This window comes from Streptosporangium saharense, assembly GCF_014203715.1.
Lineage (GTDB): Bacteria > Actinomycetota > Actinomycetes > Streptosporangiales > Streptosporangiaceae > Streptosporangium > Streptosporangium saharense.
In genome coordinates this window covers 917696-936600 of record NZ_JACHJP010000002.1, presented here as the reverse complement: position 1 = coordinate 936600, position 18905 = coordinate 917696, and the positions used below count along the sequence as shown (strand labels likewise).

Genomic DNA, 18905 nt, shown 5'->3' with positions numbered 1-18905 from the left:
GGGCGGCGAAGGAACACGGCGCGCGGCGTTCAGCCCCGTCCACCACCGCGGTCGAGGCGCTTGCGCTTGCCCATGGTGACGACCGTGTTCGCCGGGGGCGCCTTGATCGTCAGTCGGCTTCCCCAGCCGGTGTAGCGGGTCTCGACGCTGAACCGCCTGTCCTCGACGTCGCCCCGGTCGCCGAAGTGGGTTGACTTCGGGTAGACGGTGACCAGCCGCCGGGGGAGCTGGTCGGGGCCCAGGGTGAGGGTGAAGCGCAGCACGGCCTTCTCCTCCTCCCCGTCGATCCCGGTCAGGCTGGAGTGGCGTATCCAGGGAGAGATCCTGTTCAGCGCGCCGAAGCTGATCGTGCCCGAGTAGGTGTTCCCGGCCTTCCTGCCCTTGGCGAGGAGGGCCTTCAGGGTCGCGGGTTCGGCGGCGTTGACGAGCTGGCCGTACCAGCCGCTGAAGCCCGCGCTCAGGCCGTTCGGATGCCTGACCCAGGTCTTGCCCTTCGGGGGCGCCCAGGGGCCGCCGGAGTAGTAGCTGGTGGTGCCGACCCTGATCGTCCGCTCGGGTCTGGAGAGCATGTTCAGCACGAAGGACTCCGTGGGTCCGAGGTCCTCGTCGGTGCTGCGGCTGGCCGTGACGTCGGAGGCGACGACGTCCGTCTTGCCGTACTGGAAGGAGCCGGTGCGCCGTAGGAGAGGTGTCTTCCCGGTGAAGGAGACCAGGGCGGCGACGTCGGTGAATCTCACGCCTTTGCCCGGGGCGATGCGGCTCTTCAGTGCCTTGACCGGGTCCGTGGGCGCGGTCGTCTGGGCCGAGGCGGCGGGGGCCGCGAGCAGGGAGGTGGTGATCGTGGCCGCGGCGATGCTCGCGATCAGTCGCTTCACAGGACTTCCTTTCGGGGGTACGGAAGGGAAATCCTGCCCGGCCTTGATCACAAACCCATCACTGCCTGGGACGAAGAGCTTTGGCTTGGGCGCGTCGGTGCTTGGACTGAGGAACGGCCTGGGCGCCGTCGGTCTCTGAGCTGAGGAGCGAGGGCGCGGAGCGGACGGGCGTCGAGGGAAGAGATCGGCTCGCGGACGCCCAGGTCCGCGACGTCACCAGACGTCGCAGAGGGGCACAGCAGGCCGAGGCGCAGCGCTCGATCCCGCGGCAGGCGTCGCCGAAGGACAGGGCACGGGCTTGGCTGCCTCGGGTGGCCGACAGGGTGACCACGACCAGCAGGACCGAGATGAAGGCTCCCGCGAGCACCGCGACGAGCACCGCGAACATATGAACTACCCCAAAAGTTGGAACCCTGTGTATACACCGCGTCATAGCCGCAGCTCACAGAGGTAACGACGGGAAAAAGGCCCGTTCTTCCGCGATCCAGGATGATGCTCACTTTTTTTACCCGCGACCCACCCCCGCCCTGCCCTTGACCCGGCCTCCGGCCCGCCCCCGATCCGGCCCCGGCCAGGCTTCCGGCCCGGCTCGATGAGCCTGCCGTACGGCCCGGCCAAGGTTCCCCTTGACTGTTGGGCTGCTTTTGCAACATGCTGTCGCATATAGGCAAGGCTTACCTAACCAAGGGAGTTGGTGTGCCCACGATGCCCGCCCTGCTGGCGGATCCGATGACGCGGTGGATGGGTCGTCCGGCAACCGTCACCGAGGCGGTACGGCTCTCGCCGGGGCTGGCCAGGGTGCGGTTCTCCGGGCAGGCGCTGCGCGACCGGGCCTGGCGCCCCGGATGCGAGATCGAGTTCCGGGTCACGGAACGCGACTTCCGCCACTACACCCCCTCGGCCTTCGACGCGGAGGAGGGCTGGGTCGAGGTGCTGTTCCAGCTGCACGACCGGGGGCCGGGTGGCCTGTGGGCGGGCCGGCTGGCCGTCGGGGACGAGGTCCTCGTCCTGGGGCCGGGATCGCGGACCTGGCTCAGGCCGGGAACCTCGCACCTGTTCGCGGGGGACGCGACCACCCTCGGGCTGTTCGAGGCGCTGGACACCGCGCTCGGCCAGGACGCCGAGGTGACGGGGGCCGTCGAGGTCCCGGAACCGGACGTGACGGCGGTCCAGGCGCTGCTGCCCCGCCTCGACGTCCTACAGGCCGAGGAACAGCCGGGCAGGGCGCTCGCCCGCTGGCTGGGGGAGCGGGTGACCACCCGCCCCGGCACCGCCTGCCTGGCCGGGCACGCCCAGACCATCCAGGAGCTGCGCGTCCTGCTCTGCGCGCCGGGGGTCGGCATGCGGCGCAGGGACGTCGTCACCAAGCCGTACTGGGCCACCGGGAAGCGGGGCCTGTGATGGCGAAGAGAGAGAAGGGGGAGCTGGGGACGCTGCTCGCCCCGGTTCGTACCCGTCTGACCGTCGCCGGAGTGCTGCAGGCCATCGCCTCCGCCGCCGCGCTGGTGCCGTACGTCATGCTCGCCGAGTTGGCGAGAGAGCTGCTCGACCCGGCGAGGGCCGACGAGGGCCGGGTGTGGACGATCGTCGTCCTGGCCGCAGTCGGCCTGCTCGTGCGGACGCTCGCGTCCGGGGCGGCGGCGACCGTCACCCACCTGGCCGACGTCGATCTGCAGCTTCGGCTGCGCCGCGACATCGTCGCCAAACTCGGCAGGGTGCCGCTCGGCTGGTTCAGCGGGCACGGCTCAGGCGAGGTCAAGAAGGCCGTCCAGGACGATGTGCACAGCCTGCACCACCTCGTCGGCCACGCCGTGCTCGACCTGGTCTCGGCCGTGGTCACCCCGGTGCTGACCTTCGCCTACCTGCTGTGGGTGGACTGGCGGATGGCGCTGGTCACCGCCGTGGGGCTGCCGGTCTATCTGGCCGCCTACGCGGCGATGATGCGCGGCTACCAGGCCAAACTGGGCGAGATCAACGCCGCGACCGCGCGGATCAACACCGCCGCCGTGGAGTTCGTCAACGGCGTCGCCGTGGTCAAGACCTTCGGCCAGGCACGCAGGGCGCACCGGCGCTTCGCCGAGGCGGCCGACGACTTCTCCACGATGTTCCGGCGCTGGGTCGAGCCGATGACCAGGACCGAGGCCCTGGCGCAGAACGCGATAGCCCCGGTGTCCGTCCTGCTCCTCGTCCTGACCGCGAGCACCCTCCTGGTCTCCTCGGGGTCCCTCGCGCCGGTCGACGTGCTGCCGTTCGCGCTGCTCGGACTGGGCATGGGCCAGCCGATCCTCACCCTCGGGTTCGGGATGGGTGCCATGCAGGAGGCCCGCGAGGCGGCCGCCAGGGTCACGGGCCTGCTGGCCGTACCGGAACTGCCGCCCGCGGGGGCGCCTGCCGTGCCGGAGGGCCACGTCGTGGAGTTCGACCGGGTGACCTTCTCCTACGACGGCGAGCGCGACGTCCTGCGCGAGGTCAGCCTGACCCTGCGGCCGGGGACCGTGACCGCGCTGGTCGGCCCCTCCGGGTCGGGCAAGTCCACGCTCGCCCGGCTGCTGCCCAGGTTCTGGGACCCCGGCCAGGGCACGGTCCGCATCGGCGGCGTCGACGTGCGCGACATCCCGTCCGGCGAGCTGTACCGGCTGGTCGGCACGGTCTTCCAGGACGTACGGCTGCTGCGGATGAGCGTGCGCGACAACATCAGGCTCGGCCGTCCCGAGGCGACCGACGCCGAGGTCGAGGCGGCGGCGAAGGCGGCGTGCGTCCACGAGCGCATCCTCGCGCTGCCCGGCGGCTACGACGCTGTGGCGAGTCTGTCGGGGGGAGAGGCGCAGCGGGTCAGCATCGCCCGCGCGCTGCTGGCCGACACGCCCGTGCTGGTGCTGGACGAGGCGACCGCCTACGCCGACCCCGAGTCCGAGGCCTCGATCCAGGACGCGCTCTCGACGCTGGTCGCCGGGCGCACCGTGCTGGTCATCGCGCACCGGCTGCACACGATCACCGGCGCCGACCAGATCGTGGTGCTGGAGGACGGAGCGGTCGTGCAACGCGGCGGCCACGACGACCTGCTCAAGGAAGACGGAGTCTACCGGCGGCTGTGGGAGCGCGGCGCCGTCAAGGAGGAGAGCCGATGATCAGGCAGTTGGCGGCGATCACCGGGACGGCCCGGGTCCGCGGCTATCTCGTCACGCTCGTGGCCTTCGCCGTGGCGCAGGGGCTGACGTTCACGCTGATCGTGCCCGTGCTGCGGGCGCTGTTCGCCGGGGACGCCTCGGCCGCCTGGCCGTGGATCGGGCTGCTGGCCGTGGCCGCGGCGGTCTGCGGGATCCTGCAGTACCGCCAGGCCGTGATGGGCTTCTCCCTGGGCCTCGACCTGTCGCGCAGCCTCTACCACCGGCTCGGCGACCACCTGGCGACCCTGCCGCTCGGCTGGTTCGAGGCCGACCGGGTCGGCAGGATCGGGCAGCTGGTCGTCCAGGGCGCGCGGGCGGTGATGGGCGTTCCGGCGCACCTGCTGCAGCCGTTGGTCACCTCCTACGTCACCCCGGCCACCGTGGTCGCCGCGAGCCTGTTCTTCGACTGGCGACTGGGTACGGCGCTGGCCGTCGGCGGGGCGGTTCTGGTGCTCACCTACCGCTACACCGCGACCCTGACCGAACGGCTGGACCACGGCGTGGACGCGGCCATGGCCGAGGCGGGCGGCAGGGTCGTCGAGTACGCCCAGGCCCAGACCGTGCTGCGCGGCTTCGGCCGTACCGGGGCGGCGCACGCCGAGCTTGAGGAGGCGCTGGCCGGGCAGTACCGCGCGGGCCGTCGCCTGGTCACCAAGGTCGTGCCGGGGCTCGGGCTCAACGCGATGGCCGTACAGGGCGTCTACACCGTGCTGCTGGCCTTCGGCACCTACCTGGTCCTGGGCGGCCCGCTCGGAGCTGCCGAACTGGTCGCCCTGCTGGCGCTGGCCACCCGGTTCACCGAGCCGCTGGTCCTGGCCGCCGAGCTGGGCGGCGCGGTGCGGATCGGCCGCAACAACCTGAACCGCTTCGCCGAGATCCTCGCCACCCCGGCCCTGCCCGAGGCGGAAGGGGAGGAGGGTAAGGCGCGGCCCGCCGTGCCCGAGGCACCCGCGATCGAGCTGGAGCGCGTCACCTTCGGCTACGACGGCTCGCCGGTGCTGCGGGAGGTCTCGCTGCGGGTGCCGCCCCGCACGATGACCGCCCTGGTCGGCTCCTCCGGGTCGGGCAAGACGACCGTGACCCGGCTCATCGCCCGCTTCTTCGACGTGGACTCGGGCACGGTCAGGGTGGACGGCCACGACGTGCGCGACCTGACCACCGAGGACCTGATGTCGCGGCTCTCGCTGGTCTTCCAGGACGTCTACCTGTTCGACGACACCATCGAGGAGAACATCAGGCTCGGCCGTCCCGGCGCCACGGACGAGGAGGTACGGCACGCCGCCGCCCTGGCCCGTGTCGACGAGATCGTCGAGCGGCTGCCCGACGGGTGGGCGACCAGGGTCGGGGAGAGCGGCGCGACCCTGTCGGGCGGTGAGCGCCAGCGCGTCTCCATCGCCCGCGCCATCCTGAAGGACGCCCCCATCGTGCTGCTGGACGAGGCGACCGCCGCGCTCGACCCGGAGAACGAGTTCGCCGTCACCGAGGCGCTGCGCGCCCTCACTGAGGACAGGACGCTGCTGGTGATCGCCCACCGGCTCTCGACCGTCGTGGCCGCCGACCAGATCGTCGTCCTGGACGGCGGGCGGGTCGTGGAGTCCGGCGACCACGCGAGCCTGCTGGGCCGTGACGGGAGATACGCCGCGTTCTGGCGGGAGCGCACCAGGGCCGCGGGGTGGCGCCTGTTGCCCAGTTGACCACCGCCCGCGCGATGATGAGGGGTATGAGCGCCACACCCGCCCGCCCCGGTCTCCGTCCCGGGCGCCGTCCCAGCTTCAGCCTCGGGGACATCGCCGAGGCCGCGCTGGCCGTGGGCTTCCACGACCTCACCATGGCGGCGGTCGCCGACCGGCTCGGGGTCAAGCACTCCTCGCTCTACCGGCGCGTCCCCAGCCGGGACGACCTGGTGATCGCCGCCATGGACCTGGCCGTACGGCGCGCCGACTGGCCGGAGGCGGGGAGCGACTGGCGCGCCTACCTTGAGGAGACCGCCGACGTCGTCTGGAACCTGTTCGCCGCCAACCCGGGCATGGCCGGTCTCATCCAGGACCTGCCCCGCACCCCGCCCAGCGTGACCAGGGTCTTCTACGCCACCGCCCGTGAGCTGGCCGGTTTCGGCTTCGGCCCGCAGGACGCCGTCCTCGTCGTGGACACCCTCACCGACCTGGCGGCCGACGTCTACGTGGGCTGGGAGCGCCTGTCCCGCGAGCGGGCGACCGCCTCGGGGGAGCGGGTGACGGGGATCGAGCAGATGCGCGAGTCCTGGTCGGGGGAGCACGCCGTGCCCGAGGCGGTGCCGTTCGCCGCCGTGCTGCGCACGATCATCGACGGCGACCCCCACGACTGGTTCCGCGACAAGCTCGCCCTTTTCCTCGACGGCGCCGCGACCCGGCTCCCCTCCTAGGGAACCTCCTGGCGAACCTGTCAGGCGAAGGCGGCCTGGGCGAAGGCCATGCCGACGAACACCGCGCCGAGCCCCGCGACCACCGAGGCGACGACGTTGGCCAGCGCGTAGAAGCGCGCGCCGTTCTCGGCCAGTTGCAGCGTCTCGTAGGAGAACGTCGAGTAGGTGGTCAGCGCCCCGCAGAACCCGGTCCCCACCAGGAGCTGGACGTTCGCGCCCGCCGCGCCGGACAGCGCCGCCCCGGCCAGCAGGCCGAGGACGAAGGAGCCGAACACGTTGACCGTGAAGGTGCCCCACGGGAAGACCGTGTCGTGCCGGGCCTGGACCATCCGGTCGGTCAAGTAGCGCATCGGCGCCCCGACGGCGGCCCCCGCCAGCACCAGCAGCCAGTTCACGGTTCCTCCCTTCCGGCTCCGCGGTGGTGGACGATCTCGACCTGGTCGAGTACGGCCACGCCCTCGATGAGCAGGTCGTCGAGCTGGGGCAGGAAGGCACGGACGGCCTCCTCGGTGTCGATGATCACCACGGCGACCGGCAGGTCGTCGGCCATCGACAGCAGCCGGGTGGTGTGCACGACGTTCGTGGCGCCGAAGCCCTCAAGGCCGCGGAAGACCGACGCCCCGGCCAGCCCCGCGGCGTGCGCGCGATGCACGATCTCGGTGTACATCGGACGGTGGTTCCAGGTGTCGGTGTCGTCGAGGAAGACGGTAAGCCGCAGCCCTCGCCCAGACATGATCATCGTGTCCTCCCTGCCTTCCTTCGCACCGCCGCCAGGAACAGGCGGGTGGTCCACGCCCCGGCCGTCACCGCCACCATGGCGGCCACGACCGTCACGGCCATGTAGGTCAGCGCCGGGCCCGCGCGTCCCGCCGAGACCAGACGTTCGATGTCGACGCAGTAGGTGGAGAAGGTGGTGAACCCGCCCAGCACGCCGGTCGCGAAGAACGGCCGCACCCACACGGGCGCCGTCCAGGCCTCGGTCAGCGTCACCAGGAAGACACCGATCACCAGGCAGCCGAGCGCGTTGACGCCGAGCGTCGTCCACGGGAACGCGGCGGCGGGGGTCGGCCACAGCAGCGACGCCCCGTAGCGGGCTCCCGCGCCGAGCGCGCCTCCCACGGCGACAGCTCCGAGCACACGGAGCTGCGAGCGGCGTGCCTGGCGGCGGCGCCGTACCTCGGCGGGATCGACGTCGTGGTCGACGGGCTCGGTCACCGTTGTGAGCCTCACCTCATCCGGGCTCATGATCCTCCCCACACGTGGCGTGCGCCCGGTGTTCCGCGGGCGCGAGCTGTCACGAGCAGGGACCGTTGGCGGTGGCGCGTGCACCGCGGTTCGGGTACGGCGGGCCCCACCGCCGCGAGACATCCCGGCCGGACTCCGTGGACCGGCGTGGGTGTTCCCCCACAGCCTAACCTGCCTCCGCCGTCGATCGTTCCCGGACAGGGGTGAAGGGTATAATTGCTGGTAAGACCGGCTTTTTCCGGATTTGCGGCGGTGGGGCCCGCCGCCTCCGCCCCAGGGCTTCCAGGGCGGGGACAACCACGGGGCACTTCCTCGTCAACGGTCCCTACCAGTGACGGCTCGACGAGATCCTGGTAGGAGGCGGTCATCATGCGGCTCCAAGGTCCGGCACTACGGCTGACGGTCTTCGTCTGCGAGAGCGACACCTGGCACCACAGGCCCCTGTACTTCGAGATCGTGCACCGCGCCCACCGCTTCGGCCTGGCGGGCGCCAGCGTGGTCCGCGGCATCGAGGGCTACGGCGCCTCCTCGCGCATCCACACCGTCCGCATCCTCTCCCTCACCGAGGAGATGCCCGTCGAGATCACGCTCATCGACAGCGAGGAGGCCATCCGCGCCTTCCTGCCGGAGCTCGACGAGCTGGTCCCCGAGGGGCTCGCCGTACTGGAACCGGTCGAGGCGATCCACTATCTCGGCAGTTCCGCCCGGCTCGCGGCCACCGGCACCGGTGAGCCGTTCCCGCACCCACCTGGGGGATCATGAACGTACGCAGGGTCGTCATGGACGTGGACAAGGCCACCCAGCGCCCCGACCTGATCGAGCTGGCCTCGGCCGTCGACCGGGTCCCCGGGGTCGAGGCGGTGAACATCACGATCAACGAGATCGACATGGAGACCGTGGACATGGACATCACCGTCGAGGGCGACGACATCGACGTGCGGCGGCTCGTCGGCGCCATCGAGGAGACCGGGGCGGTCGTGCACAGCATCGACCAGGTGGCGACCGGCTCCCGGATCATCGAGGGGATACGGCGCTCACGATGACTAGGGCGCGGCGGGTACGGCGCGGCAGCCTGACGCTGCCGCTGGCCCTCGGGCTCTCCGACGGCATCCTCAACGCCCTGGTCCTGGCGGGCGGCGCCCTCCTGCGCGGCGGGCGCGGGGCGGACGCGCTGCTCGGGGTGCGGGTCGGCGTCGCGGCGCTGGTGACCGCGGCGTTCGCCGTCTACGTGGCCAAGTACGCCGAGCTGCGCGAACAGCTCGCCCACGCCTCCCGGCAGCTCAACCTCGCCTCGCGGGGGCACCTGGCGACGACCAGGCTGGGGCGCGCGGTCGCGCGGGAGGCGTCCGTCGCGGCGGCGGTCGCCAGTGCGGCGAGCTTCCTGGGGGCGCTGTTCCCGTTGGCGGCCGGGGCGCTGCTGCCCGGTCCGGGGTGGGCGCCGGTGGTCCTGGCCGTGGCGGCGCTGGCCGTCCTGGGGTTCGCGCTGGGCGGGGCGGTCGGTGGCAGCGGGATCCGCTGGGCCTTCATGCTGACCGTCGGCGGGGTGGCCGTCGCCATCGTCGGCCTTTATCTGGATATCGCCTGAAATTTCGGGTGATGGGCCGTATCGTGGTCTCCCCGTAGCGTGAGACCACGATGCGGCGGACGCCGCGTCTGGGGCCCACGTCCAGACGTGACGAGCCTTTGGGTTACTTAGGTAAGGCTAAGCTTAGTTTTGAGGTCCCGGCGAGCCCTGTCAAGACGGGACTCTGTGATCTGGTTCATAGAGATTGATGATTTATCCCGAAAAACAGCGCTTATGAGTGCTTTGAGGGGAGATCTAGCTTCATGAGCTAAAGGTGACATTTGTCAATTGACATCACGAGGATCATGCGCCAATTTAGGCAAGGCTTGCCTAAATGAGGAGTAGTATGTCCCCGGCCCCGCTGCGTCGCCGTCTGGCCACGAGCCTGTCCGTCTTCACGCTCGCCGCCCTGACCGCGTGCGGTTCCGGCCCCGGCACCACCGGCACCACTGAGGCCGCCCCCGACCCCTCGGGACCGGCGCCCTCCGCAGCCGCCGACCGGGTCGTCGAGGCGACCAACGGGAAGGTCACCGTCCCCGGCGGCGTCGAGCGTATCGTGTCGATCTCCTACGCCACCGGCGCCCTGCTCGACCTCGGCGTGCTGCCGGTCGGCACCAGCGCCATCGACGAGAACAACCCGATGGAACTGCTGCCCTCCCAGGTCGAGACCGCCAGGAAGATCGAGTCGATCGGCTCCGGCATCGAGGTCAACATCGAGAAGGTCGCCTCGCTCGACCCCGACCTCATCATCGTCGAGGGCGCCACCGCCTTCGACTGGGGCGTCAAGAAGCTCGAAGGCGTCGCGCCGACCCTCTACTTCGGGATCAAGACGCCGGTCGACCTGCTGGACGCCCAGCGGAAGATCGCCACCGCCGTCGGCAAGGACACCGAGTTCGCCAAGCTCAAGGCCGACTACGAGGCCGGGACCGCCCGGATCAAGAGCACCTACGCCGACAGGCTGTCCACGCTGAAGTGGTCCATCGCCTCCTCCTACGGCGGCGGCGAGTTCCTCGTCGACACCCGCACCTCCTGGGTCGGCCGGATCCTCGTCGACGCCGGAGCCACCTTCTCCGCCGCCTCCGCCGAGGACAAGGAGCACGAGGTCACCTACTCCGACGAGAAGATCAGCGTGCTGGCCGACGCCGACGTGATCCTCGTGCCGAGGACGGCCGCCACCGGCGAGGTGCCGCAGGAGACCCGCGACCTCACGGAGAAGCCCGCCTGGAAGCTCCTCAAGGCCGCGAAGAACGGCAAGGTGCTGCCCCTCACCTACGCGACCGCCGACAGGTACGGCACCTCGATCGACGTGCTCAACCAGGTCGAGACCATCCTGAAGGGTCTGTAGCCGTGCGCCCGCCCCTCCCGTCAGGCCGTCCACGGCACGTGGCAGGGTGACCCCGCCCGCTCCCGTGGCGGCCGGACCCGCGGCCCCCGGTGGGCCGTTCACGGCACGCGCCAGGCGGCCCTGGCTCGCGCTCGGCCTGCTCTGCTGCCTGGCCGTGCTCGTGGTGCTCGCCGGGGCGGGCATCGCGATCGGCGCCAAGTCCGTCGCGCCCGCCGAGGTGCTGCGCGTCCTGTTCACCTACGCGCCGGCCGACGACAACTGGATCGTCGTGCACACCTCCCGCCTGCCCAGGACGCTGCTCGGCATCGCCGTCGGTGTCTCGCTCGGGCTGGCCGGGTGCCTCATGCAGTCCCTGACCCGCAACCCGCTGGCCGACCCCGGGCTGCTCGGCGTCAACGGCGGCGCCGCCGCCGCGGTCGCCGGGGCGACCTCGCTGCTCGACCTGCGCACCTTCTCCGCCTACGTGTGGTTCGCGCTGCTCGGCGCCGTCGTCGCCTCCGCCGCCGTCTACCTGCTCGGCGGCGTCGGCCGCACCAGCGTGACGCCGGTACGGCTGGCACTGGCCGGGACCGCGATCACGGCGGTGCTCACCTCGTTCGTCAGCGGCCTCATCCTGCTCGACCCGCTGACCCTCAACCGGTTCCGCTTCTGGCAGATCGGCACCTTCGGCGGGATCGACGCCGCCGTGACCGCGCAGGTGATCCCCTTCCTGGGGGTGGGCACGCTGCTCGCCCTCGCCCTGGCCCGCCCGCTCAACACGATGAACCTCGGCGCCGACACCGCCCGCGCCCTCGGCGCGAACCCGGCCCGCACGACCGCGCTGAGCCTGCTGGCCATCACGCTGCTGTGCGGGGCCTCGACGGCGGCGGCCGGTCCCATCACCTTCGTCGGCCTTGCCGTACCGCACGTCGCCCGGCACCTCACCGGCCCCGACATGCGCTGGACGCTGCCCTACTCGGCGCTGCTCGGCGCGGTCGCGGTGCTGGCCGCCGACATCGTGGGCCGGGTGGTCATCAGCCCGGAGGAGCTCGAGGTGGGCGTGGTGACGGCCTTCCTCGGCGCCCCCCTGTTCATCGCGCTCGTGCGGCGCAGGAAGCTCGCGGAGCTATGAGTATCTCGCTGGGCCGGTCACGCGCCAGGGCCGTGCGCCGCGCGGTGGCCGTCTGCCTCGCCCTGGCCGTCGTCGTGACGCTCGTGGCGGGCTACACGCTCGCCAGCGGCGACTACCCGCTGTCGCCCCAGGAGGTGCTGGGCATCCTCGGCGGGGCGGGCAGGCGCGCGCAGCGCTACATCGTGACGCAGGTGCGCCTGCCCCGCGTCCTGGTCGCGGTCCTGGTCGGGGCGGCCATGGGTACGGCGGGTGCCCTGTTCCAGAGCCTGTCCCGCAACCCGCTGGGCAGTCCCGACGTCATCGGCTTCACCGCGGGCTCCGCGACGGGCGCGCTGGTGGCCGTCCTCGTCGTCGGCGGGGGCCCGGCCACCGTCGCGGGCGGGGCGGTCGCGGGAGGCGCGCTCACCGCCGCCGCCGTCTACCTGCTGACCTGGAACGGCGGCGTGCGCGGCTACCGGCTCGTGCTCGTCGGCATCGGCGTCAGCGCGCTGCTGACCGCGTTCAACGCCTACCTGCTGGCCAAGGCGTCCTTCGGGGACGCGCAGAGCGCCGCGGTGTGGCTGACCGGCAGCCTGAACGCCCGTGGCTGGGAGCACGTCTGGCCGCTGCTCGCGGCGCTGGCCGTACTGCTGCCCGCCGCGCTCGCCCTGGCCAGGCCGCTGCGGGCGCTCGAACTGGGTGAGGAGGTCGCGACCGGCCTCGGGGTGCCGCTCGAACGGGTCAGGGCCGGGGTGATGCTGGTCGGGGTCGCGCTCACCGCCGCCGCGACCGCCGCGGCCGGGCCGATCGCCTTCGTCGCGCTGGCCGCGCCGCAGGTCGCCAGGAGGCTGACCCGGGCCTCGGGACCCGGGATCCTCGCCTCCGCGCTGACCGGCGCGGCCATGCTGACCGGAGCCGACCTGGCCGCCCAGCGGCTGCTCGCCCCGACCCAGCTCCCCGTCGGCGTGCTGACCGGCGTCATGGGCGGCTGCTACCTCGTCTGGCTGCTGGCCCACGAGTGGCGCGCCGGCCGTACGGGAACGGGCAGGGGAGTCGGGGGCTGAGCGGCTCACGTCAGGGGCAGGCGCCTGAGCAGGTAGGTGTCCATGATCCAGCCCTTGCTGTCGCGGGCCTGGGCGCGCAGGGCGCGGATGCGCTCGGCCACCTCGGGCACCGGGCCTGAGACCAGGATCTCGTCAGGGGTGCCCAGGTAGGCGCCCCAGTAGATGTGGAACTCCTCGCCCAGCTCTCCCAGGTCGGCGAAGGCGCAGTGCGCGTCGAGCATGACGACGACGTCGTCGGCCGTCGGACCGTCCTGCGCCAGGCGGCGGCCCGTGGTGACGTGCACCGGGCGGCCGACCCGGTTCAGGTTGGTACGGTGCCGGGCGGTCAGCGCGGAGACGCTCGTGATGCCCGGGACGACCTCGTGGTCGAAGGTGACCGTCCCCCGCTCGATGACCTCCTCGATCCCGGCCAGCGTGCTGTCGTAGAGTCCGGGGTCGCCCCAGACCAGGATCGCCCCCGTCTCGCCGTCGCCCAACTCGTCGCGGACGAACGCCTCGTACAGGTCGGCGCGCCGCGAACGCCACGTCTCGACCGCCGAGGCGTAGGCGGGGGTGGTCCTGTCCCGCTCGGGGTCACGGGCCTCGACCACCCGGTACGGCTGCCGCCCGTGCGCCTCGATCATGTCCCGGCGCAGGTCGGCCAGGTCGTGTTTGACGGCACCCTTGTCGACCAGCAGGAAGGCGTCGGCCCGGCCGATGGCCTTGACCGCCTGGAGGGTGAGATGGTCGGGGTCGCCCGCGCCGATGCCGATGATGAGGATTCGCTTCACGGGGAAGAGTCTGCCCTCCCCGCCACGGGCAGGTCCCGCTGGGCCGGTCCCGTGTAGGTGCCCAGCGGCCGGATGAGCACGTTCGCCTGGAGTTGCTCGGCGATGTGGGCGGTCCAGCCGGTGATGCGGCTCATCACGAAGATGGGGGTGAACAGCGGGATGTCGAAGCCCATGAGGTGGTAGGCGAGCCCGGCCGGATAGTCCAGGTTCGGGTGGATGCCCTTGCGGTCGAACACGGCTTTTTCGAGGGCTGCGTGCAGCTCCGCGAGCCGTACCGCACGGGGGTCGTCACTGACGGCGACCAGCCGTCCGAGGGCCTGGCTCATGATGGGCACGCGTGAGTCGCCGTGCTTGTAGACCCGGTGCCCGAATCCCATGATCTTCCGTTTCTCGGCCAGCGCCCGGTCCAGCCACGCCCCGACCCGCTCCGGCTCGCCGATCTCGTTCAGCGTGTGCATCACGGCCTCGTTGGCCCCGCCGTGCAGCGGGCCCTTGAGGGCGCCGACGGCGGCGGTGACGGCGCTGTAGAGGTCCGACAGGGTCGAGGTGACCACCCGGGCGGTGAAGGTCGAGGCGTTGAAGCTGTGCTCGGCGTAGAGGATCAGCGAGATCTCGAAGCAGCGCACCACCTCGGGCGCGGGCACGGCGCCGAAGCACATGTGGAAGAAGTTCTCGGCCAGGCCGAGCGACGGGTCCGGCGGGATCGGGTCGAGACGCCGGCGGCGGCGCTGGTCGGCGGCCACGACCGTGGGCAGCCTGGCCAGCAGCGCCAGCGACTTGGCGCGGTTGGCCGCGAGGCTCCCGTCGTCCTCGGTGAGGTCCTGGGTGCCGAGGTAACTGATCACCGTGCGCAGCACGTCCATGGGGTGGCAGGTGGCGGGCAGCCGGGCGACGATCTCGGCGGCGGCCCGGTCGAGGGGGCGCAGCGCCCGCTCACGTGCCTCAAGCTCCCGTAGCTGCGTCGTCGTCGGCAGCTCGCCGTACCACAGCAGGTGGGCGACCTCCTCGAAGGAGCGGCTCGCCGCCAGGTCCTGGACGGGATAACCGCGGTAGGTCAGGGAGTTGGTCTCGGTGACGACCGTGGAGATGCCGGTGGTGTCGACCACGACACCGGCCAGGCCGCGATGGATCTGGGTCATGTCAGGCCTCTCAGGCGCCGGGCGGGAGCGAGAAGGTGTGGACGTCGCCGTCGAAGGTCGTGTAGCCGGAGTAGTCGAGCAGTTCGTACAGCCGCGAGCGGGTCTGCATGCGCTCCACGAGCGGCGCCTGGGTGCCGTCCTCGGCGATGACGCGCAGCCCCTCCTCGATGGCGCCCATGGCCAGCCGCAGCAGGGTGACCGGATATATCACGATGTTGTAGCCCAGGGAGGCCAGGGTGGTCGCCTTCAACAGCGGACCCTTGCCGAACTCGGTCATGTTCGCGATGAGCGGCACGTCGATCGCGGCGCGGAAGGCCTCGAACTCCCGCTCGTCCCTCAGAGCCTCGGGGAAGATCACGTCGGCCCCCGCGTCCACGTAGGCCCTGGCGCGCTCGATCGCCGCGTCGAGTCCCTCGACGGTACGGGCGTCGGTGCGGGCGCACAGGACGAACGCGGGGTCGCGCCGGGCCTCGACGGCGGCCTTGACCCTGCGGACCATCTCGTCGGCCGGGGTGATCGTCTTGCCGTCCAGGTGGCCGCAGCGCTTCGGGTTGACCTGGTCCTCAAGGTGGCAGCCCGCCAGCCCGGCGTCCTCAAGGAGCTGGACGGTGCGGGCGGCGTTCATCGGCTCGCCGAAGCCGGTGTCGGCGTCCACCAGGGTCGGCAGGTCGGTGACGCGGGCGATCTGCCCGGCCCGCCCGGCGACCTCGGTGAGCGTGGTCAGGCCGATGTCGGGCAGAGCCAGCTCGGCCGACATGACCGCGCCGGAGACGTAGACGCCCTCGAAGCCGCTCTCCTGGACGAGCACGGCGCTCAGCGGGTTGATCGCCCCCGGCATCCGCAGCAGGCGGCCTGAGGCCAGCCCCTCGCGCAGGGCCAGGCGCCGGGCGGTGGGTGTCGTGCGGGTGTGCAGCATCTAGAACAGCCCCTTCGGGAGTACGGCGTCGGCCTCGGCCAGGGCGCGGTGGTCGACGGCGGGGAACAGTCCGGCGAGGCCGGACGCGGACAGCCCGGCCAGCCCCTCGGCGGCGGCCAGGAAGCGGTCCTGGTCGGCGGGGGCGACGACGCCCTCGGCGAGGGTACGGAACTTGCCGACGTAGCCGTCGCGGCCGAACGGGCGCGCCCCGCGCGGGTGGGCGTCGGCGACGGCCAGCTCCTCCTCGACGACGGTGCCGTCGGTGAGGGTGACCACGGCCCGCCCGCCGAACGCCTTGGCCGCCGGATCCGGATCGTGGTAGCGGCGGGTCCACTCCGGGTCCTCGACGGTGCTGATCGCGTGCCAGAGCCGTACGGTGTCCGGACGGGCCGCGCGTTCGGGCGCGTAGGAGCGCTCGTGGTGCCAGGCGCCGTCCTGCAGGGCCACGGCCATGATGTAGGCCACCGAGTGGTCGAGCGTCTCCCTGCTGGCCGTGGGGTCGTACTTCTGCGGGTCGCCGGAGCCCGAGCCGATCACGTTGTGGGTGTGGTGACTGGTGTGCAGGACGACGCTCTCCACCTTCGAGGGGTCGATCTTCTCCCGCAGCGAGCGGGCCAGGTCGATGACGGCCTGGGCTTGGTACTCGGCGGAGTGCTCCTTGGTGTAGGTCTCCAGGATGGCCCGCGGCGGCTCGCCGGGCTCGGGGAGCCGGACGGTGTAGGAGGCGCCGGGGCCGTCGAGCATCCAGGCGACGAAACCGTCCTCGCCCTCGTAGATCGGGGAGGGCGCGCCCTCGCCGCGCATCGCCCTGTCGACCGCCTCGACGGCCGCCTTGCCCGCGAAGGCCGGGGCGAAGGCCTTCCAACTGGAGATCTCGCCCTTGCGGGACTGGCGGGTGGCGGTCGTGGTGTGCACGGCCTGCTGGACCGCCTGGTAGGTGACCTCGACCGGCAGGCCGAGCAGCGCGCCGATCCCGCAGGCCGTGGCGGCGCTCAGGTGCGCGACGTGGTCGATGCGGTGCCTGTGCAGGCACACGGCCTTCACCAGGGCGACGTGCACCTCGTAGGCCACGACGACGCCGCGCAGCAGGTCGGCCCCGGTGCGGCCCGCGTGCTGGGCCACGGCCAGCAGCGGCGGGATGTTGTCCCCGGGGTGGGAGTAGTCGGCGGCCAGGAAGGTGTCGTGGAAGTCGAGTTCCCGTACGGCGGTGCCGTTGGCCCAGGCCGCCCACTCCGGCGACACCCGCGCCAGCGGATCGGCCCCGAAGACCGAGGCGCCGGGGGCACCGGGGGCGCCGGGCGCGGCGGTGTGCGGCAGGGCCTGGGAGCGGGCGACGGCCACGGGACGGCGGCGCAGGGAGGCGACGGCGACCGCGGCGTTGTCGATGACCCGGTTGACCGCCATCGCGGCCACGTCGGCGCCGACCTCGGCGGCCGAACGGGAGATCTCGGCCAGTTTCCAGGCCAGTTGCTCCGTCCTCGGCGGGGTCTCGGCGCTGGGGTGGACCCGCAGGTGGTGGTCGATCATGGGACTCCTCTGGGCGTCGGCACGCTGGGCCGTACCAGGATCGTCCTGTCCTCGCCGGGAGTCGATGACCGGAATGAGCGAAGTATGTACATGCAAAAGCAGGGAAAATGCGAAATTTGCTAATTTTGCGGATGCTATCTTCGCAGTCTCCCGAGCTGAGAAGGGGCCGCAGTGGAGAAGAAGGTCTACGCCCACGCCCGGCTGCGCAGGCTGCGCCGTGAGCACGGCCTGAGCCAGGTCGAGCTGGCCAGGCGCCTCGGCATCTCGGCGAGCTACCTCAACCAGATCGAGCACAGCCAGCGCCCGCTGACCGTGCCGGTGCTGCTGCGGATCACCGAGCTGCTCGGCGTGGACGCGGAGTTCTTCTCCGTCGCGGGGGAGGAGCGCCTGGCCGCCGACCTGCGCGAGGCGCTGCAGGACGAGGTGTGCGGGCTGACGCTGTCGGCGGAGGAGCTGACCGAGGTGACCCGCGACCACCCCGGCGTGGCCAGGGCGCTGGTCGCCCTGCACCACCGCTACCGCGACGCCGCCGAACAGGTAGCCGCGCTGGGCAGCCCCGGCGACTACCCGGTCGCCGACCCCCACGACGAGGTCAGGGACTTCTTCTACAGCCGCCACAACCACTTCGCCGAGCTTGAGGCGGTCGCCGAGCGGACCGCGGGACGCGTCGGCCTGCGCCCCGGCAGGGCCGCGGAGACCGTCGCCGCCCTGCTGGCCGACGAGCACGGCGTCAGGACGGTCCGGGCCTCGCCGCACGCCCCGCAGACCGGGGACGCCCGCAGGTTCGACGCCGCCTCGGGCGTGCTGTTCCTGTCGCCCTGGCTGACCGACGGGCAGCGGGCCTTCCAGATGGCCGCCCAGCTCGCCGTCCTCGAACACGGCGAGCTGCTGACGACCCTGGCCGAGGACCCGGCGCTCAGCTCGCGGACCGCCTCCTCGCTGGCCCGCATCGGCCTGGCCAGCTACTACGCGGGCGCGCTGCTGATGCCGTACGCCGCCTTCCACGCCGACGCCGAGGAGCTGCGCTACGACGTCGAGCTGCTGCAGGCCCGCTACGGCGTCGGGTTCGAGACCGTCTGCCACCGGCTCAGCACCCTGCAGCGGCCCGGTCTGCGCGGGGTGCCCTTCTCCTTCCTGCGGGTGGACCGGGCGGGCAACATCTCCAAGCGCCAGTCGGCTACCGACTTCCACTTCTCCCGGCTCGGCGGCACCTGCCCGCTGTGGACGGTCTACGACGCCTTCTCCGCGCCCGGCAGGATCCTCACCCAGGTGGCCGAGATGCCCGACGGCAAGCGGTACTTCTGGGCCGCCCGCACCGTCACCCGGGGCGGGTACGGCCACCGGGCCCCGCGCGCCGCGTTCGCGGTCGCCCTGGGCTGCGAGCTGCGTCACGCCCACCGGCTGGTCTACTCCGAGGGCGTGGCCCTCGACGACCCGGGGGCCGCCGTGCCGATCGGTCTCGGCTGCCGCATCTGCGAGCGGCGCGACTGCGTGCAGCGGGCCAGGCCCCCGGCGGGAGGCCGCCTGGAGATCGACGAGAACCGCCGCACCCACGTCCCCTACCCGGTCCTCAACCAGGAGACCGGCGACCGGGAGGTGGGCACTGGCGGCACAGGGAACCCCCCGTCACCTGTGAGATGATGCCGCCGCAGGCGACGGCGAGGAAGAGGAAGCCGGTGCGAGTCCGGCGCGGTCCCGCCACTGTGACCGGGGAGCGAACCGCACACGCGGTTCGGCCCAGGGAGCCAGAGACTCACGCGGTCGCCTCCTCAACGAGTTCGGGGCGGACCTCCCCGGGAGAG

20 protein-coding genes and 1 riboswitch are annotated in these 18905 nt (G+C 72.0%); of the genes, 11 read left to right on the top strand and 9 right to left on the bottom strand.

What is annotated here, in order from left to right:
• Positions 1-29 precede the first annotated feature (29 nt).
• Together FHS44_RS13180 and FHS44_RS13175 are read right to left on the bottom strand one after the other, a co-directional pair.
• Positions 30-875: a hypothetical protein gene (locus tag FHS44_RS13180; protein ID WP_184714252.1), complete on the bottom strand. Its 846-nt coding sequence runs from the start codon at positions 873-875 to the stop codon at positions 30-32.
• A gap of 58 nt (positions 876-933) precedes the next feature.
• Positions 934-1263: a hypothetical protein gene (locus tag FHS44_RS13175; RefSeq protein ID WP_184714251.1), complete on the bottom strand. Its 330-nt coding sequence runs from the start codon at positions 1261-1263 to the stop codon at positions 934-936.
• A gap of 317 nt (positions 1264-1580) precedes the next feature.
• Between FHS44_RS13175 and FHS44_RS13170 the strand changes: the two genes are divergently transcribed.
• From FHS44_RS13170 to FHS44_RS13155, 4 genes are read left to right on the top strand one after another with little or no spacing between them, the layout of a single operon-like run.
• Positions 1581-2276, top strand: a complete 696-nt coding sequence (locus FHS44_RS13170) for a siderophore-interacting protein (protein ID WP_246435526.1) — start codon at positions 1581-1583, stop codon at positions 2274-2276.
• Positions 2276-4003 (top strand): ABC transporter ATP-binding protein, encoded by a 1728-nt coding sequence (locus FHS44_RS13165; RefSeq protein WP_184714249.1) that lies wholly within the window; start codon positions 2276-2278, stop codon positions 4001-4003. Before FHS44_RS13170 ends, FHS44_RS13165 begins: the two co-directional genes overlap by 1 nt.
• A complete protein-coding gene (locus tag FHS44_RS13160) occupies positions 4000-5736 on the top strand; it encodes an ABC transporter ATP-binding protein (RefSeq protein ID WP_184714248.1) in 1737 nt (578 codons plus the stop codon). Before FHS44_RS13165 ends, FHS44_RS13160 begins: the two co-directional genes overlap by 4 nt.
• Before the next feature lie 26 nt (positions 5737-5762).
• Positions 5763-6443, top strand: coding sequence for a TetR/AcrR family transcriptional regulator (locus FHS44_RS13155; protein WP_184714247.1), 681 nt, complete (start codon positions 5763-5765; stop codon positions 6441-6443).
• Positions 6444-6463: 20 nt separating this feature from the next.
• On the opposite strand, the gene crcB (FHS44_RS13150) is transcribed toward FHS44_RS13155, so the two are convergent.
• Genes crcB (FHS44_RS13150) through crcB (FHS44_RS13140) form a run of 3 tightly spaced genes read right to left on the bottom strand, consistent with a single transcriptional unit; the run spans position 6464 to position 7658 of the window.
• A complete protein-coding gene (gene crcB / locus FHS44_RS13150; RefSeq protein ID WP_184714246.1) occupies positions 6464-6838 on the bottom strand; it encodes a fluoride efflux transporter CrcB in 375 nt (124 codons plus the stop codon).
• The gene (locus tag FHS44_RS13145) at positions 6835-7182 is read right to left on the bottom strand and encodes a putative PII-like signaling protein (RefSeq protein ID WP_184714245.1); all 348 of its coding nucleotides are present in this window, start codon (positions 7180-7182) and stop codon (positions 6835-6837) included. Before FHS44_RS13145 ends, crcB (FHS44_RS13150) begins: the two co-directional genes overlap by 4 nt.
• The gene (gene crcB / locus FHS44_RS13140; protein WP_312863636.1) at positions 7179-7658 is read right to left on the bottom strand and encodes a fluoride efflux transporter CrcB; all 480 of its coding nucleotides are present in this window, start codon (positions 7656-7658) and stop codon (positions 7179-7181) included. The genes FHS44_RS13145 and crcB (FHS44_RS13140) overlap by 4 nt, the downstream gene beginning before the upstream one ends.
• A gap of 399 nt (positions 7659-8057) precedes the next feature.
• Between crcB (FHS44_RS13140) and FHS44_RS13135 the strand changes: the two genes are divergently transcribed.
• The 6 genes from FHS44_RS13135 to FHS44_RS13110 all read left to right on the top strand — a co-directional run bounded on the left by FHS44_RS13135 (position 8058) and on the right by FHS44_RS13110 (position 12751).
• On the top strand, positions 8058-8450 hold the full coding sequence (locus tag FHS44_RS13135; protein WP_184714243.1) for a putative PII-like signaling protein: 393 nt from the start codon (positions 8058-8060) through the stop codon (positions 8448-8450).
• The gene (locus FHS44_RS13130; RefSeq protein ID WP_184714242.1) at positions 8447-8731 is read left to right on the top strand and encodes a DUF211 domain-containing protein; all 285 of its coding nucleotides are present in this window, start codon (positions 8447-8449) and stop codon (positions 8729-8731) included. Before FHS44_RS13135 ends, FHS44_RS13130 begins: the two co-directional genes overlap by 4 nt.
• Positions 8728-9273: a hypothetical protein gene (locus tag FHS44_RS13125; protein ID WP_184714241.1), complete on the top strand. Its 546-nt coding sequence runs from the start codon at positions 8728-8730 to the stop codon at positions 9271-9273. The genes FHS44_RS13130 and FHS44_RS13125 overlap by 4 nt, the downstream gene beginning before the upstream one ends.
• Before the next feature lie 325 nt (positions 9274-9598).
• Positions 9599-10597 (top strand): ABC transporter substrate-binding protein, encoded by a 999-nt coding sequence (locus tag FHS44_RS13120; RefSeq protein WP_184714240.1) that lies wholly within the window; start codon positions 9599-9601, stop codon positions 10595-10597.
• A 46-nt stretch (positions 10598-10643) separates the two neighbouring features.
• Positions 10644-11708: a FecCD family ABC transporter permease gene (locus FHS44_RS13115; protein WP_184714239.1), complete on the top strand. Its 1065-nt coding sequence runs from the start codon at positions 10644-10646 to the stop codon at positions 11706-11708.
• Positions 11705-12751 carry a FecCD family ABC transporter permease gene (locus tag FHS44_RS13110; protein ID WP_184714238.1) on the top strand — a complete coding sequence of 349 codons (1047 nt, stop codon included), beginning with the start codon at positions 11705-11707 and terminating at the stop codon, positions 12749-12751. Before FHS44_RS13115 ends, FHS44_RS13110 begins: the two co-directional genes overlap by 4 nt.
• A gap of 5 nt (positions 12752-12756) precedes the next feature.
• Here FHS44_RS13110 and cobF read toward each other — a convergent pair whose 3' ends face one another.
• From cobF to FHS44_RS13090, 4 genes are read right to left on the bottom strand one after another with little or no spacing between them, the layout of a single operon-like run.
• Positions 12757-13521: a precorrin-6A synthase (deacetylating) gene (gene cobF / locus FHS44_RS13105; RefSeq protein ID WP_221460674.1), complete on the bottom strand. Its 765-nt coding sequence runs from the start codon at positions 13519-13521 to the stop codon at positions 12757-12759.
• A complete protein-coding gene (locus FHS44_RS13100; protein ID WP_184714237.1) occupies positions 13518-14660 on the bottom strand; it encodes a bifunctional 2-methylcitrate synthase/citrate synthase in 1143 nt (380 codons plus the stop codon). The genes cobF and FHS44_RS13100 overlap by 4 nt, the downstream gene beginning before the upstream one ends.
• Before the next feature lie 10 nt (positions 14661-14670).
• The gene (gene prpB, locus FHS44_RS13095; protein WP_184714236.1) at positions 14671-15576 is read right to left on the bottom strand and encodes a methylisocitrate lyase; all 906 of its coding nucleotides are present in this window, start codon (positions 15574-15576) and stop codon (positions 14671-14673) included.
• Positions 15577-17103 (bottom strand): MmgE/PrpD family protein, encoded by a 1527-nt coding sequence (locus tag FHS44_RS13090; RefSeq protein ID WP_184714235.1) that lies wholly within the window; start codon positions 17101-17103, stop codon positions 15577-15579.
• A 171-nt stretch (positions 17104-17274) separates the two neighbouring features.
• Here FHS44_RS13090 and relB point away from each other — a divergent pair, with 171 nt between their 5' ends.
• Positions 17275-18744 (top strand): type II toxin-antitoxin system RelB family anti-toxin, encoded by a 1470-nt coding sequence (gene relB / locus FHS44_RS13085; RefSeq protein ID WP_184714234.1) that lies wholly within the window; start codon positions 17275-17277, stop codon positions 18742-18744.
• A riboswitch (cobalamin riboswitch) is annotated at positions 18730-18878 on the top strand. It overlaps the preceding gene by 15 nt.
• The last annotated feature ends 27 nt before the right edge of the window (positions 18879-18905 follow it).

Excerpts from the sequence above, each read along its gene's own strand:
- FHS44_RS13135 (WP_184714243.1), top strand. The coding sequence starts at position 8,058 with ATGCGGCTCCAAGGTCCGGCACTACGGCTGACGGTCTTCGTCTGCGAG.
- FHS44_RS13155 (WP_184714247.1), top strand. The coding sequence starts at position 5,763 with ATGAGCGCCACACCCGCCCGCCCCGGTCTCCGTCCCGGGCGCCGTCCC.
- FHS44_RS13130 (WP_184714242.1), top strand. The coding sequence starts at position 8,447 with ATGAACGTACGCAGGGTCGTCATGGACGTGGACAAGGCCACCCAGCGC.
- FHS44_RS13100 (WP_184714237.1), bottom strand. The coding sequence starts at position 14,660 with ATGACCCAGATCCATCGCGGCCTGGCCGGTGTCGTGGTCGACACCACC.
- FHS44_RS13120 (WP_184714240.1), top strand. The coding sequence starts at position 9,599 with ATGTCCCCGGCCCCGCTGCGTCGCCGTCTGGCCACGAGCCTGTCCGTC.
- FHS44_RS13145 (WP_184714245.1), bottom strand. The coding sequence starts at position 7,182 with ATGATCATGTCTGGGCGAGGGCTGCGGCTTACCGTCTTCCTCGACGAC.
- FHS44_RS13160 (WP_184714248.1), top strand. The coding sequence starts at position 4,000 with ATGATCAGGCAGTTGGCGGCGATCACCGGGACGGCCCGGGTCCGCGGC.
- FHS44_RS13170 (WP_246435526.1), top strand. The coding sequence starts at position 1,581 with ATGCCCGCCCTGCTGGCGGATCCGATGACGCGGTGGATGGGTCGTCCG.
- FHS44_RS13125 (WP_184714241.1), top strand. The coding sequence starts at position 8,728 with ATGACTAGGGCGCGGCGGGTACGGCGCGGCAGCCTGACGCTGCCGCTG.
- FHS44_RS13090 (WP_184714235.1), bottom strand. The coding sequence starts at position 17,103 with ATGATCGACCACCACCTGCGGGTCCACCCCAGCGCCGAGACCCCGCCG.
- FHS44_RS13165 (WP_184714249.1), top strand. The coding sequence starts at position 2,276 with ATGGCGAAGAGAGAGAAGGGGGAGCTGGGGACGCTGCTCGCCCCGGTT.
- prpB (WP_184714236.1), bottom strand. The coding sequence starts at position 15,576 with ATGCTGCACACCCGCACGACACCCACCGCCCGGCGCCTGGCCCTGCGC.
- FHS44_RS13175 (WP_184714251.1), bottom strand. The coding sequence starts at position 1,263 with ATGTTCGCGGTGCTCGTCGCGGTGCTCGCGGGAGCCTTCATCTCGGTC.
- FHS44_RS13110 (WP_184714238.1), top strand. The coding sequence starts at position 11,705 with ATGAGTATCTCGCTGGGCCGGTCACGCGCCAGGGCCGTGCGCCGCGCG.